11 protein-coding genes are annotated in these 14,632 nt (G+C 72.7%); 2 read left to right on the forward strand and 9 right to left on the reverse strand.

The window, feature by feature from the left end:
• Positions 1–5: 5 nt before the first annotated feature.
• Together HG542_RS05995 and pdxH are read right to left on the reverse strand one after the other, a co-directional pair.
• On the reverse strand, positions 6–1,409 hold the full coding sequence (locus tag HG542_RS05995; protein WP_171078996.1) for a PAS domain-containing protein: 1,404 nt from the start codon (positions 1,407–1,409) through the stop codon (positions 6–8).
• 315 nt (positions 1,410–1,724) lie between these two features.
• Complete coding sequence (gene pdxH, locus HG542_RS06000; RefSeq protein ID WP_227726472.1) at positions 1,725–2,351, reverse strand: pyridoxamine 5'-phosphate oxidase; 627 nt, start codon at positions 2,349–2,351, stop codon at positions 1,725–1,727.
• Positions 2,352–2,820: 469 nt separating this feature from the next.
• Here pdxH and HG542_RS06005 point away from each other — a divergent pair, with 469 nt between their 5' ends.
• Positions 2,821–3,921 (forward strand): citrate synthase 2, encoded by a 1,101-nt coding sequence (locus tag HG542_RS06005; protein ID WP_171078998.1) that lies wholly within the window; start codon positions 2,821–2,823, stop codon positions 3,919–3,921.
• 78 nt (positions 3,922–3,999) lie between these two features.
• Here HG542_RS06005 and HG542_RS06010 read toward each other — a convergent pair whose 3' ends face one another.
• The 7 genes from HG542_RS06010 to HG542_RS06040 form a co-directional block, all read right to left on the reverse strand.
• A complete protein-coding gene (locus HG542_RS06010) occupies positions 4,000–5,919 on the reverse strand; it encodes a phosphocholine-specific phospholipase C (protein ID WP_171078999.1) in 1,920 nt (639 codons plus the stop codon).
• Positions 5,920–6,167: 248 nt separating this feature from the next.
• Positions 6,168–6,758, reverse strand: coding sequence for a TetR/AcrR family transcriptional regulator (locus tag HG542_RS06015; RefSeq protein ID WP_171079000.1), 591 nt, complete (start codon positions 6,756–6,758; stop codon positions 6,168–6,170).
• Positions 6,746–7,486 carry an enoyl-CoA hydratase family protein gene (locus HG542_RS06020; RefSeq protein ID WP_171079001.1) on the reverse strand — a complete coding sequence of 247 codons (741 nt, stop codon included), beginning with the start codon at positions 7,484–7,486 and terminating at the stop codon, positions 6,746–6,748. Before HG542_RS06020 ends, HG542_RS06015 begins: the two co-directional genes overlap by 13 nt.
• An 18-nt stretch (positions 7,487–7,504) precedes the next feature.
• Positions 7,505–8,662, reverse strand: a complete 1,158-nt coding sequence (locus tag HG542_RS06025) for an acyl-CoA dehydrogenase family protein (RefSeq protein WP_171079002.1) — start codon at positions 8,660–8,662, stop codon at positions 7,505–7,507.
• Positions 8,659–10,590: an acetyl/propionyl/methylcrotonyl-CoA carboxylase subunit alpha gene (locus HG542_RS06030; protein ID WP_171079003.1), complete on the reverse strand. Its 1,932-nt coding sequence runs from the start codon at positions 10,588–10,590 to the stop codon at positions 8,659–8,661. The genes HG542_RS06025 and HG542_RS06030 overlap by 4 nt, the downstream gene beginning before the upstream one ends.
• Positions 10,591–10,596: 6 nt before the next feature.
• Complete coding sequence (locus tag HG542_RS06035) at positions 10,597–12,195, reverse strand: acyl-CoA carboxylase subunit beta (protein WP_171079004.1); 1,599 nt, start codon at positions 12,193–12,195, stop codon at positions 10,597–10,599.
• Positions 12,192–13,919: an acyclic terpene utilization AtuA family protein gene (locus HG542_RS06040; protein ID WP_171079005.1), complete on the reverse strand. Its 1,728-nt coding sequence runs from the start codon at positions 13,917–13,919 to the stop codon at positions 12,192–12,194. The genes HG542_RS06035 and HG542_RS06040 overlap by 4 nt, the downstream gene beginning before the upstream one ends.
• 149 nt (positions 13,920–14,068) lie before the next feature.
• Between HG542_RS06040 and HG542_RS06045 the strand changes: the two genes are divergently transcribed.
• Positions 14,069–14,629: a Uma2 family endonuclease gene (locus tag HG542_RS06045; RefSeq protein ID WP_171079006.1), complete on the forward strand. Its 561-nt coding sequence runs from the start codon at positions 14,069–14,071 to the stop codon at positions 14,627–14,629.
• The last annotated feature ends 3 nt before the right edge of the window (positions 14,630–14,632 follow it).

The raw sequence follows: 14,632 nt of genomic DNA on the forward strand, positions 1-14,632 counted from the left end.
GCCCCCTACGGCCCCAACTCCCCCGCCAAATCCACTGACGCCGCCACCCTTGACGCGATGTCCTCCGCGTACATCGCGTCCGCCCTGTCGAACGCCCTGCGGGACGCCCCGCGCAGGAACGTCACCACCCCCACCGTCCTGCCCCGGCTTCGCAGTGCCGTCGACAGGGCGTGGCGCGTGCCGTCCGGCCACTTGCGGGCCGCCGCCCAGTCCTCCGTGCGGTCCGAGGCCGCGCGGACGGAGCCGCAGCGTTCGACGGCCTGGAGGGCGGGGTGGCCGTCCATGTACGGGACCGGCAGGCCGCCGCCCGGCAGGGGCGTCTGTCCGGGGGCGCCGGCCGGTGTGGCCGCGGCGCGGACCAGGCGGATCGGGCCGTCCGGTGCCGTCTCGGCGGCCGGCAGCAGGTCGATCAGCGCGTGGTCCGCGAAGCCGGCCAGCGCGAAGTCCATGTAGAGCGCCGCCGCTTCCATCGGGTCCTCGCACTCCGCCACCGCGCGCCCCGCGCGGTGCAGCTGGCTGCCGCGGAACCGCAGTCTGGCGCTCTCCTGTTCGGCGAGCCGCGTCTTGGTGACGTCCAGGAAGAGCCAGGCCACTCCGAGCGGCACCGGTTCCTCGGCCAGCGGGGTGGCCAGGCGCAGGAACCCCGAGCGCCAGCAGCGCCGTTCCGGCACCGGGGCTCCGCGATCGCCCCGCAGCGTGACCCACAGGTCCGTCGGTGCGGGCGGCGCGCCGGCGGCGAGGACGTGCTGGAGGGCGCCCTCCAGGTCCTCCACGCCCTGTTCGAGGAGCTCCCCGAGCGGCCGGCCCAGCAGGGCCGTGCGGCTCGTCCGCAGCGCCCGCGCGGCGTGCGCGTTGGCCAGCGCGGGCCGCAGGTCCGCGTCGACCAGCACCACGCCCCAGGACGCCTCGCCGAACAGCGCCTCGCTGAGGGCGACCGAGCGCTCCAGGTCGATCTGGGTGTGCACTTCGCTGAACGCGCAGTACACGCCTGCCGCTCCGCCGTCCGCGCCGTGCACCACGGAGGACTGCACCCGGACGAGGATCCGGCCGCCCTCTTTTGTCAGCAGGGCGAACTCGTCCACCTGCCGGCCGTGCGCCTTCATCGCACCGAGCAGCCGGGCGGTCACTTCTTCCGCGTCCGCGTCGCGCACCGCCCAGCCCGCCAGCCCGCACCGCCCGACGGCTTCTTCGGCGGTCCAGCCGAGTATCCGCTCGGCCTCGCGGTTCCAGTGCGTCACCGTGCCGTTCGCGTCGATGGCGAACAGCGCGGCGTCCATGCCGTCGAGGAGCGCGACGAGAAGGTCGTGGTCGTCGCTGTCCGAGGCGGCTGCGGCAGGGCCTGAGGAATGTGGAACGGTCACGGGGTACCCCCTGCTGGACGCGTCTGCATGTCCTGCACGACGGGTCATTCAACTCGACCGTGACGGGCACCGCGCCGTCTTCCGTGAAATCCGTTCACGGGAAAAACCGGTTGTGACCCCGCCGGGGCCTTCCTAGGCTGTGGGGCACACGAGAAGGGAGGTGGTTCGGGACATGGTTTACATCCGGACGCGTGAGGTGACTGCGGGCTAGCGCCCGTCGTCGCGTACTACGCAGCGCCGGCGTCGCCGGCCAATCCCAGGCAGTCACCCGATCCGTGGGCCGCCGAGTCGTCCGCTCGGCACCGCCGCGCCGCAAGGCGCGGCGGTAACCGGCCCGCGGATCGTCTGCGTTTCCGAGGCGCGCTACGGGCAGAGCCGCTCGACGCGCCAGCCGCCGTCCTCCGTGCGCACGTACCGCAGCCGGTCGTGCAGCCGGTGTTCGCGCCCCTGCCAGAACTCCACGGTCTCCGCGCTCACCCGGAAGCCGCCCCACTGCGGCGGCACCGGCACCGGCTCGCCCTCGGGGAAACGGGCGGCGGTGCGTTCGTAGGCCTCGTCGATCTCGGCGCGCGAGGCGGCCACCGTCGACTGGGCGCTGGCCCAGGCCCCGATCTGCGAACCGTGCGGCCGGGAGCGGAAGTAGGCGGCCGTCTCCTCCGGCGCCACCCGGGCGGCCGTACCGGTGACGATGACCTGGCGGGCCATCGGGTGCCAGGGGAAGAGCAGGGAGACGTGGGCGTTCTCCGCGATCTCCCGGGCCTTGCGGGAGCCGTAGTTGGTGTAGAAGACGAAGCCGCTGTCGTCGTAGGCCTTGAGCAGGACCGTCCGGGAGCTGGGCCGTCCGGCCGCGTCCGCCGTGGAGACGATCATGGCGTTGGGCTCGTGCAGCCCGTTCGCGGCGGTCTGCGCGAACCAGCGGCCGAACTGCTCGTACGGACCGGCGGCCAGGTCCTCCTCCGCGAGGCCGGTGGACTGGTACTGCGCGCGCATGGCGGCGGGATCGAGATCATCGGCGTGGGACACGGGCTCATCCTGCCGGACGGGCGGAGGCCGGGAAAGGCCGAGGGGGCCCGCGCGGCCGTCGAGCCTGCCCCGTGCCGCCCGTTCCAAACCTCCGGGCCGGGGAAAGGGGCGTGTGCCGGACATCACCTTCCCCCGCGCCCGGCGAACCCCCAGAATCACGCAGTGGACAGCTGTGCCACATCCGCCCCACCGGCTGTCGATTCCGGCCCGGAGCGGAGCAGGCCTTCTGCGGAGGCCGGGTGAAGAACCGGGTGAAGTACAGCCGCACGGGGCATGACCGGGTTGACCGAAACGGACCGCGAGCCGCGCCACGCAGCCGCGTATCCCGCTCGGCGCCGCCAGAAGCAGACCGCAGCAGACATTCTTTGACCATCGGCCGGAGATCCCGCCGGACGGTCAGCAGTCGCTTGTCGAACACATCATGAGGAGCCGCCTGATGTCCGACTTCGTACCCGGACTCGAGGGAGTCGTCGCGTTCGAAACGGAGATCGCCGAACCCGACAAGGAAGGCGGCTCGCTCCGCTACCGAGGCGTCGACATCGAGGACCTGGTCGGCCACGTGTCCTTCGGGAACGTGTGGGGCCTGCTCGTCGACGGATCGTTCAACCCGGGACTGCCGCCGGCCGAGCCCTTCCCCATCCCGGTCCACTCGGGCGACATCCGCGTCGACGTGCAGTCGGCCCTCGCGATGCTCGCGCCCGTGTGGGGCCTCAAACCACTGCTGGACATCGACGAGGCCACCGCCCGCGACAACCTCGCCCGGGCGGCCGTCATGGCCCTGTCGTACGTCGCCCAGTCGGCCCGCGGCCAGGGACTGCCGATGGTGCCGCAGCGCGAGATCGACAAGGCGGACACCGTGGTCGAGCGCTTCATGAAGCGCTGGCGCGGCGAGCCCGACCCGCGGCACGTCAAGGCCGTCGACGCGTACTGGACCTCGGCAGCCGAGCACGGCATGAACGCCTCCACCTTCACCGCCCGCGTCATCGCCTCCACCGGCGCGGACGTGGCGGCCGCCCTGTCCGGCGCGGTCGGCGCCATGTCCGGCCCGCTGCACGGCGGGGCGCCCTCCCGTGTCCTCGGCATGATCGAGGAGATCGAGCGCACGGGCGACGCGGAGGCCTACGTCAAGGCCGCCCTGGACAAGGGCGAGCGCCTCATGGGCTTCGGGCACCGCGTCTACCGCGCCGAGGACCCCCGCGCGCGCGTCCTGCGCCGCACGGCCAAGGAGCTGGCAGCCCCGCGGTACGAGGTCGCCGAGGCGCTGGAGAAGGCGGCGCTGGAGGAGCTGCACAACCGCCGCCCGGACCGGGTCCTGGCCACCAACGTGGAGTTCTGGGCGGCCATCGTCCTGGACTTCGCGGAGGTCCCGGCGCACATGTTCACCTCGATGTTCACCTGCGCCCGCACGGCGGGCTGGAGCGCGCACATCCTGGAGCAGAAGCGCACGGGCCGCCTCGTGCGCCCCACGGCACGCTACGTGGGCCCGGGGCCGCGCGACCCGCGCGAGATCGAGGGCTACGCCGACATCACGGACTGAGCAGGCTGAGCGGACTGAGCAGGCTGAACAGGCGGTGCGGGGCGCGATGCTGTCGCGCCCCGCACACAGCCGCTGCGCTCAGCGGTGTCCGTAGTACGTGCCCGCCAGCCGGCGCAGGAAGCCGTCCGGGCCGCTGACGGTCACGTCGTAACGGCCGGAGGTCACCGGCCAGTTCACCGGTTGCGAGCCCTGCACCGTCACCGTCCGGCGTGTGCCGCCGGAGCCGTTCGGTGTGAACGTGAAGTCGGCCGATTCGGCATGCGTGACCTGGAGGGCGAGGCCGGAGCGGCCCGGCGTGCCGGTCACCTCGGTGGTGTGCGCGGCCGCCGTGCCCTTGAAGCGGCGGACGAAGCCGTCGGCGCCGTAGACCGTGAAGTCGTACGCACCGCCGGTCGCTGCCGTGTCCCAGACGTATTCCGCGCTGCCGCCCGCATCGACCGTGAACGGCGTTCCGGCGAAGGGCAGATGAGCGTTCGGGAAGACGGTGAAGTGGAAGGCCGCACTGCCGGTGTTGCGCAGGGTGCACACCGCCTTGCCGCTCTGCGCGTCCACGCTCACCGTCGCGTCCGGCGCGTACGGCAGCGGACGGAACGGCCGGGTGCCCGGCTCCTGGACCGGGCTCGTCTGCTGCCCGCGGGCCGGCAGCTTCACCGGCGGCAGCTTGGCGCTCTGATCGGCCTTGCGGACGAGTGCCTTGGTGTCGGGCAGGGACGGAACGGAGTAGTCCGGCCGGGAGAAGTCGAAGCAGCTCGTCAGATCGCCGCACACCGCGCGCCGCCAGGCGCTGATGTTGGGCTCCTGCACGCCCGTCACATGCTCCAGGAAACGCAGCACGGAAGTGTGGTCGAAGACCTGCGAGTTGGTCCAGCCACCGCGCGACCAGGGCGAGATCACCCACAGGGGGACGCGGTTGCCCAGACCGATCGGCTGGCCGTTCACGAACTCGTCCGGCGTGCCGGCGGGCGGGAAGGGCGGCACGACGTGGTCGAAGTAGCCGTCGTTCTCGTCGTACATGACCAGGAAGACGGTGTGCTTCCAGACCTCGGGGTTCGAGAAGAGCGACTGGAGAGCCGTGTTGACGTAGTCGGCACCGTAGTCCGGGCTGGCGGAGGGGTGTTCGGAGAAGAGGTACGGGGCGACCAGCCAGGAGACGGTGGGCAGTGTGCCGTCCTTGCAGTGCTGGTCGAAGGCGGTCAGGTCGAACTTCGTCATCGCGTTGACGTAGCGCGGGTCGTCCTGCGCGAAGTCGTGGAACTGCCGGAAGTAGGACAGGGCGTTGTCGTCGTAGTCGCCGTAGCGGTCGTCCTTGCCGGGGTTGTGGTAGACGCGCCAGCTGATGCCGGCCTGCTGGAGCCGCTCGGCGTAGGTGGTCCAGTCGGCGACGGGGTTGTCGGTGACGACGCTGTTGTCGGTGAACGGACCGGTCGTGCCGTCCGTGCCGGGGCCGGACGTGCCCGTCCACAGATAGAGGCGGTTGGGGTCGGTGGGGCCGGCCACGGAGCAGAAGTAGTGGTCGGCGACGGTGAACGCGTCGGCGAGGGCGTACTGGTACGGGATGTCCTCCCGCGTGAAGTAGCCCATGCAGCGCTCGCCCTTGGCGGAGACCCACTTGTTCATCGCACCGTGGTTGATGGCGGTGTGACCGGTCGACCAGTCGTGCGGCAGCCCGTCGGCGTTCTGCGCGTTGAAGCGGGTGGTGTCCATGCGGTACGGGAGGAGGTAGCCGCCGTCCTTGCGGGCGGGGTCGGGCTGGCGCAGCACGCTGCTGCCGTCGGGGAGGACGAGGCCCTGGCGGTCGTCGAAGCCGCGGACGCCGGGGAGGGTGCCGAGGTAGTGGTCGAAGCTGCGGTTCTCCTGCATGAGGATGACGACGTGTCTGACGTCTCCGGCGGCGGCCGCTGCCGCGGGGGCAGCAGTGCCGGTGCCTATCGCTGCCGCGGCTGCGGCTGCGGCTGCCGCCGAGGTGCCTATGAACGTGCGGCGCGTGATGGGGGACATGCGGCGGCTCCTCCTCGGATCGGTGTTCGAACCGGGCCGCACCGTAGCCGGGGTGCGCGTGCAGCGGAACCGACGGGGGGTGACCGTGAGACGTCCGTCAGGCGAAGCGCCCCGTAAGGGGCGCGGGGAACTGCGCGAGCAGCCACGACGTTCCCGCAGTCGAGGCTCCCGGGGCTTCGCCCCGGCCCCCAGGGGTGGTGCGTCGGCTGCGGGCCGGTGGGGGCTGATCGCGCAGTTCCCCGCGCCCCTTACGGGGCGTCCCCCAGCACCCCGTCCAATATCCGTACCCACTGCGCCACCACCCGTTCCCGGCGTGCCGCGTCATCGGTCAGCAAGGTTGCCAGGCCCAGCCCCCGGGCCATGTCCAGCAGGCCCTGTACCGTTTCCCGCACCCCCGGTACCGACTCGTCCGCGCCCAGCAGTTCCACCGCCATGTGGTGGACCTCGCGGCCCACCCGGGCCTCCAACGCCGTCACGCGCGGGCGCAGTTGTTCCTCGTACGACGCCGCCACCCACAGCTGCAGCGCGGCGCGGAACAGCGGGCCCGTGTAGAGGGCGACCAGCTCGGAGACCACCGCCGCCCGGCAGGCGGGGCCCCGTAGCGCGCGCAAAGCCGCCGAGCGCTCCTCGGCCACGTATTCCACCGCCGCCGTGAACAGGTCCTCGCGCGTGCGGAAATGGTGCTGCGCCGCACCCCGCGACACTCCCGCCCGTTCCGCGACGACCGCCACCGTCGAGCCCGCCCAGCCGTGTTCGGCCAGGCAGGCGATCGCGGCCTGGAGGAGGCGCTGCCGGGTGAGGCGGCTGCGGTCCTGTTTGGGTGCGGTCACCGCGGCCATGCGGGGTCCCGCCGTTCCAGGAAGGCGGTCATGCCCTCGCGGGCCTCGGCCGAGGCGAACAGGCGTACCGACAGGGCGACAAGGGCCGCCTCGTCCCGGTCGAAGGCACGCCGTACGTCCGCCGTCGCCAGTCTCTTGGACTCGGCCAGGCCCTGCGGGGAGCCGCGGCGCAGGCCGTCGAGGACGGGGGCGAGGGCCTCGTCCACGTCGTCCGCGGCCACGCTCACGAGGCCGATGCGGGCCGCCTCCGCCGCGCCGAACCGTTCGCCGGTGAGGTAGTAGCGGGACACGGCCCGCGGTGCGAGGCGGGGCAGCAGCGGCAGGGAGATCACGGCGGGGGCCAGGCCCAGCCGGGCCTCGGTGAAGGCGAAGGACGTGTCCGTCCGGGCCACGGCGATGTCGCAGGCGCCCAGCAGCCCGATCCCTCCGCCCCGTACGTGCCCGGTGACGCGGGCGACGACGGGCTTGGGCAGTTCCACGATGCTGCGCAGCAGCCGGGCCATCCCGTCGGGTCCCGTGGGCACCCGGTCGCGCAGGTCCGCCCCGGCGCAGAACGTGGTGCCGGTGTGGGTGAGGACGACGGCGCGGGTGCCGGGGTGCTCCGCCGCCCGGGACAGTTCCTCGTGCAGTTCCGCCACCAGGCGGGCGGAGAGGGCGTTGCGGTTGTGCGGCGAGTCGAGCGTGAGCGTGGTGACACCCTGGTCGTGCGTACGGCGGACCACCGGCATGGGCGAATCTCCCTTCTCTCAGTAGGACTTGGGGAGGCCCAGCGTCCGGTGCGAGACGTAGTTGAGGATCATCTCGCGGCTGACCGGGGCGACCCGCGCCACCCGCGCTGCCGTGATCAGCGCCGCGAGGCCGAACTCCTTGGTGAGGCCGTTGCCGCCGAGGGTGTGCACGGCCTGGTCGACGGTGCGGACGGCCGCCTCCGCGGCGGCGTACTTGGCCATGTTGGCGGCCTCGCCCGCGGCCGCGTCGTCCCCCGTGTCGTAGAGGTACGCGGCCTTGTACATCATCAGCCGCGCCAGTTCGGTCTCGATGTGCGCCCGGGCGAGCGGGTGGGCGACGGCCTGGTGGGCGCCGATCGGTTCGTCCCACACCTGCCGGACCTTCGCGTAGTCGACGGCCCGTGCGAGCGCGTACCGGGCCATGCCGATCGCGAACGCCGCGGTCATGATGCGTTCGGGGTTGAGGCCGGCGAAGAGCTGCTGCAGCCCGGCGTCCTCGTCGCCGACGAGGGCGGAGGCGGGCAGCCGGACGTCGTCCAGGACGAGTTCGAACTGCTTCTCCGGCGCGGCCAGTTCCATGGGGATCGGGCGGCGGACGAAACCCGGGGTGTCGCGTTCGACGATGAAGAGGCAGGGCTTGAGCCGGCCCGTCCGGGCGTCCTCGGTGCGTCCGACGACGAGGGTCGCGTCGGCGATGTCCACGCCGGAGATGAAGACCTTGCGTCCTGTGAGGATCCAGTCGTCGCCGTCGCGGCGGGCGGTGGTGGTGAGCCGGTGGGAGTTCGACCCGGCGTCCGGCTCGGTGATCCCGAAGGCCATGCGGAGGGTGCCCGCGGCCAGGCCGGGCAGCCAGCGGCGCTTCTGCCCGTCGGTGCCGAAGCGGGCGATCACGGTGCCGCAGATGGCGGGCGAGACGACGAGCAGGAGCAGCGGGCAGCCGGCGGCGCCGAGTTCCTCCAGCACGATCGCCAGCTCGGTGATGCCGCCGCCTCCGCCGCCGTACTCCTCGGGGAGATTGACGCCGAGATAGCCCAACTTGCCTGCCTCAGACCATAGTTCGTCCGTGGTGCGGCCGTCGCGCGCGGCGGCGGCGAAATAGGCGTGGCCGTAGCGGGCTGCGAGGGCGGCGACGGCGGTGCGCAGGGAGCGTTGTTCGTCGGTCTCGACGAGGGTCATCGGACCTCCTTCTCCGTCTTCTCCGTGACGACTGCGAGGACCTCCCCGACCTCGACCTGCCGGCCGGGGATCGCGTGCAGGGCGGTGAGCGTGCCGGAGGCCGGTGCGGTGATGCGGTGCTCCATCTTCATGGCCTCCAGCCAGAGCAGGGTCCGGCCGGCTTCCACGGCGCCGCCCACGGCGAGGCCCTCGGCCACCCGGACGACCGTGCCGGGCATGGGGGCGAGCAGCGAACCGGACTCCCGCGGGGCGACGGGTTCGGGGAAGCGGGGCAGGGCGGTGAGGGTGTGCCCGCCGACGTGTACGAGGGTTCCGTTCGCGTAGGCGGCAACCGCGAACCGCCGTCGCACGCCGTCGACTTCGAGGACGATGCCGCCGGGCTCGGCGTGGAGGAGGCGTACGCCGTCGAAGCCCTCGGCGGTGAGTCCGCCGTCGCGGGTGAGGCGGTAGCGGATCTCGTGTTCCGTGCCGTCCGGCTCGGACCGGTAGCGCTTGACCTGTGGCTGGGAGGGCAGGTTGCGCCAGGCGCCGAAGCGGTGGCGGCCCTGCGCGTCGGCGAGGGCGGCGGCCAGGGCGGCGAGCCGGGCCCCCTCGCGCGGAGCCGTCAGGCCGGGCAGGTGCCGGTCGTAGAAGCCGGTGTCCATGCGGGCGGCCGCGAACTCGGCGTGCCGGAGGGAGCGTACGAGGAGGTCGCGGTTGGTGACCGGGCCGTGGATCTCGGCGCGTTCCAGCGCGGCCGCCAGCAGCCGGACGGCCTCCGGGCGGGTGGGGGCCCAGGCGATCACTTTGGCCAGCAGCGGGTCGTAGTGGGGCGTGACCGTGCCGCCGCCGGTGATCCCCGCGTCGGTGCGCACCGCGCCGTCGGCAAGGATGCGGAGCCGGTGGACCGTCCCCGTCCGCGGCTGCCACCCGCGCGCCGGGTCCTCCGCGTACAGCCGGGCCTCGACCGCGTGCCCGCGGGGCTCGGGCGGCCCCTCCGGGTCCAGCCGGCCGCCCTCCGCCACACGGATCTGCAGGGCCACCAGGTCGACCCCGTACACGCGTTCCGTGACCGGATGCTCCACCTGGAGCCGGGTGTTCATCTCCAGGAAGTACGGGCGGCCGTCCCGCCCCACCAGGAACTCGACCGTCCCCGCGCTCACATACCCCACCGCCCGTGCCGCGGCCTCCGCCGCCGCCGCGAGCTCCGCGCGCAGGGCGTCCGGCAGGGCGGGGGCGGGAGCCTCCTCGATCACCTTCTGGTGGCGGCGCTGCAGCGAGCAGTCCCGCGTCCCCAGGGTCCACACCGTGCCGTGGGCGTCCGCGAGTACCTGCACCTCCACGTGCCGCCCGCCCTCGACGTACGGCTCCGCGAACACCTCGCCGTCCCCGAAGGCGGCCGCCGCCTCCGCACGCGCCGAGGCCAACTCGGCCTGCAGGGCGGCGAGGTCGCGTACCACCCGCATCCCGCGCCCGCCGCCCCCGGCCGCCGCCTTGAGCAGCAGCGGCATGTCGGCGGCGGTGGCCCGTTCCGGGTCGACCGGCGACAGGAGCGGCACCCCGGCCTCCGCCATGATCCGTTTGGCGTGCGTCTTGGAGGCCATGGCGGCCATGGCCTCCGGCGGCGGGCCGATCCACAGCAGCCCCGCGTCCGTCACGGCGTGCGCGAACTCCGCGCTCTCGGAGAGGAATCCGTATCCCGGGTGCACGGCATCCGCACCCGCGGCGAGGGCGGCGCGGACGATCAGGTCGCCCCGCAGGTACGTGTCCGCGGGCGCCGCTCCCGGGAGCCGTACCGCCGCATCGGCCTCCCGGACGTGCAGGGCCTCCGCGTCCGGGTCCGCGTGGACGGCCACCGTGCCGATGCCCAGCTCCCGGCATGTGCGGAAGATGCGGCAGGCGATCTCGCCGCGGTTGGCGACGAGCACTGAAACGATCGCTCTATTCATTCCACCTCACATCCGGAAGACACCGAAACCGCCCCGTGTCCCCTCGACCGGTGCCGTGTGGATCGCGGACAGGCAGATGCCCAGCACGGTTCGCGTGTCGCGCGGATCGATCACCCCGTCGTCGTAGAGCCGCCCGGACAGGAACGCGGGCAGCGACTCCGACTCGATCTGCTGCTCCACCACGGCCCGCAGCCCCGCGTCGGCCTCCTCGTCGTACGGCTGCCCCTTCGCCGCCGCCGACGCCCGGGCCACGATCGACAGCACCCCGGCGAGCTGCTGCGGCCCCATCACGGCCGACTTGGCGCTCGGCCAGGAGAACAGGAACCGGGGGTCGTAGGCGCGGCCGCACATCCCGTAGTGCCCGGCCCCGTACGAGGCGCCCATCAGCACGGACAGGTGCGGTACCCGGGAGTTCGCCACCGCGTTGATCATCATGGCGCCGTGTTTGACGATGCCGCCCTGCTCGTAGGCGCGGCCCACCATGTAGCCGGTGGTGTTGTGCAGGAACAGCAGCGGAATGTCGCGCTGATTGGCCAACTGGATGAACTGCGCGGCCTTCTGCGACTCCTCGCTGAAGAGCACGCCCTGCGCGTTGGCCAGAATGCCGACGGGATATCCGTGGAGCTCCGCCCAGCCGGTCGTCAGGCTCGTGCCGTAGAGCGGCTTGAACTCGTCGAAATCCGAGCCGTCGACGATACGGGCGACGACCTCGCGGGGGTCGAACGGGATTTTGACGTCGCCGGGGACGATGCCCAGCAGTTCGTCCTCGTCGTACAGCGGAGGCGCGGCGGGCGGCGGATCGGGGTGTGCCTTGCGCCAATTGAGCCGGGCGACGATGCGGCGGGCCTGCCGCAGCGCGTCGGTCTCGTCGACGGCGAAATGGTCGGCGAGGCCGGAGGTTCTCGCGTGCATGGCGGCGCCGCCGAGCGACTCGTCGTCGCTCTCCTCGCCCGTGGCCATCTTCACCAGGGGCGGTCCGCCGAGGAAGACCTTGGCCCGGTCCTTCACCATGACGACGTGGTCGGACATTCCGGGGACGTACGCACCGCCCGCCGTCGAATTGCCGAACACCACGGCCACCGTGGGGATTCCGGCCGCGGAGAGCCGGGTGAGATCCTTGAAGAGGGCCCCGCCGGGGATGAAGATCTCCTTCTGGGACGGCAGATCGGCGCCGCCGGATTCGACGAGCCCGATGAGCGGCAGCCGGTTGGCGTGCGCGACCTCGTGGGCCCGCAGGGCCTTCTTCAACGTCCAGGGATTGCTCGCCCCGCCGCGCACGGTCGGGTCGTTGGCGGTGATGACGCATTCGACGCCCTCGACGACGCCGATGCCGGTGACCAGCGAGGCGCCGACGGTGTGGTCGCTGCCCCAGGCGGCGAGCGGGGAGAGTTCGAGGAACGGCGTGTCCGGGTCGACGAGCAGTTCGATCCGCTCCCGGGCGAGCAGTTTGCCGCGGGCCCGGTGGCGGGCGATGTATTTCCCGCCGCCTCCGGCGAGGGCCTTTGCGTGCTCGGCGTCGAGAGCGGCGAGTTTCTCCAGCATGGCGGCGCGGTTGGCGGCGAATTCGGGCGCGCCGGTGTCGAGGGCCGAGTTCAGGACCGTCACGGGAGCACCTCCTCCGGTATGTCCAGATGGCGGGCGCGCAGCCACTCCCCCACGGCCTTGGCCTGCGGGTCGAAGCGGGCCTGCGCGGCGACGCCCTCGCCGAGCAGGCCGTCGACGACGAAGTTGAGGGACCGGAGGTTGGGCAGGACGTGCCGCTCGACCGGCAACGCGGCGGTTTCGGGGAGGAGTTGCCGGAACCGTTCGACGGTGAGTTCGTGGGCGAGCCAGCGCCAGGCGGTCTCGTCCCGGGCCCAGACGCCCACGTTGGCGCTGCCGCCCTTGTCGCCGCTGCGCGCCCCGGCGACGAGACCGAGCGGCGCCCGGCGGGTGGGCCCCGGGGGCAGCGGCTCGGGTAACGCGTCCTGCACGGGCAGCGCGCGGAACTCCCGTACGGGCGGCGGAAGCACCGGCACCCGGGCGCCGTCCGGCAGCACGGCGACGTGCCGCACGCTCTCCGCATCGGTGTACGCCGCCTCGAACACCCCGTACACCGCGCCCTTCCCGGGCGGGGCCGTGAGGTGGAACCCGGGGTACGAGGCCAGGGCCGGCTCGACGGCCGCGGCACCGACCGCCCGGCCGACGGCGTCCGGGTCGCGGTCGCGCACGACGAGCCGCAGCAGCGCGCTCGCCTCCTCCTGGACGGGCGCGTCGGGGTGATCGGTACGGGCCAGGGTCCAGCGCACCTCGGCCGGCCGCCGGTCGCCGAAGGCCTCCTCCACCTGCTCCTGCACCAGTTGTGCCTTGGCCTCGATGTCGAGTCCGGTCAGCACGAAGACGACTTCGTTGCGCCAGCCGCCGGCCCGGGTCAGCCCGACCTTGAGCGTGGGCGGCGGCGGTTCGCCGCGCACTCCGCTGACGCGCACACGGTCCGGTCCGGCCTGCGCGAGCCTGACGGTGTCCAGCCGGGCGGTCACATCGGGCCCCGGGTAGCACGCCCCGGCCGTCTCGTAGAGCAGCTGCGCGGTGACCGTGCCGACCGTGACCGCACCGCCGGTGCCGGGGTGTTTGGTGATGACGGCCGAGCCGTCGGCATGGATCTCGGCGAGGGGGAAGCCGGGGCGGCGGACGTCGTGTTCGCGGAAGAAGGCGTAGTTGCCGCCGGTCGCCTGGGCCCCGCATTCGAGAATGTGCCCCGCGACGACGGCACCGGCGAGCGGGTCCAGGTCCTCGGCGCACCACCCGAAGTGCGCGGCGGCGGGCCCGCTGACGAGGGCCGCGTCGGTCACCCGTCCGGTGACGACGACGTCGGCCCCGGCCCGCAGGCACTCGGCGATCCCGGCGCCGCCGAGGTAGGCGTTGGCGGTGATGACCCCCTTGCCCCAGCGCTCGCGCTCGGCGCTCAGGTCGTCGCCGGTCACGTGCGCGACGCGCACGGGCACCCCGAGCCGCTCGGCGAGATCGCCGATCCGCTCGGCGAGCCCGGCGGGGTTGAGCCCGCCGGCGTTCGTCACGACCTTGACGCCCCGCTCGACGGCGAGCCCGAGCCCTTCCTCCAACTGCCGCAGAAACGTGCGGGCATACCCCGCGCCGGAGTCCTTCAGCCGGTCCCGGCCGAGGATCAGCATGGTCAGCTCGGCCAGATAGTCCCCGGTCACGACGTCGAGCGGCCCGCCGGTCAGCATCTCGCGGAGTGCGGAGAACCGGTCGCCGTAGAAACCGGAGGCGTTCCCGATGCGGAGCGGGGGCGGGGGCGGGAACAGACGCGTTGGCGTTGACGCGGACATGCAGAGGAGGGTGGCAGGGGGGCGGGAAACAAGCAAGCGCGCTTGAACGGCTTTCGGCCGGGGGCGGTGCGCGGGGGTGGCGGGGGCGATAGCGTCGGGTGCGGCACCTCGGCGGCCCCGGAGCCGCCACCACAGCGAAGGAGTACACGGTGAGTGTGCAGCCCTATCAACCGGCTGACCCCGCCGACCTGGAACGGGCGCTCAAGATCGCCGTTCAGCACGTCGCGGGGGACCGCGCCGAGATCATCGAAGGAGTGATCCAGCCGGTGTCGCCGACGTGGGGGGATGAGGGTGTGGCCGAGTCCATCAGGGACCAGATCCACGCTCGGGTACGGGAATTGGGCTGCCGTACCGGCTCCGGCAACATCGACCTCCCCGGGACACCGAACTGGTACGTCCCCGACCTCGCGGTCGTGCCGCGCGAGGTCATGGCCAAGGATGCGCCGAGCATTCTGCCCGATCAGAGCCTGCTCATCGTGGAGGTGACCTCGCCGTCCGACGGGGACACCGACCGCGTGACCAAGCGCAGGCGCTACGCCCAGTTCGGCGCCCCGCTCTACCTGTTGGTCGACCGGCAGGACGAGACCTGGACGCTGTACTCCGCACCCGGTGCGCTCGGCTACGAGCACGCTGAAGGTCCGCACCCGTTCGGCACACCGTTGCGGCTGCCGGAGCCGTTCGAACTCGTTCTGGACACCGGCGAATTCTGAGCC

This window comes from Streptomyces morookaense, from assembly GCF_013030945.1.
In the GTDB taxonomy this organism is placed as follows: domain Bacteria; phylum Actinomycetota; class Actinomycetes; order Streptomycetales; family Streptomycetaceae; genus Streptomyces; species Streptomyces morookaensis.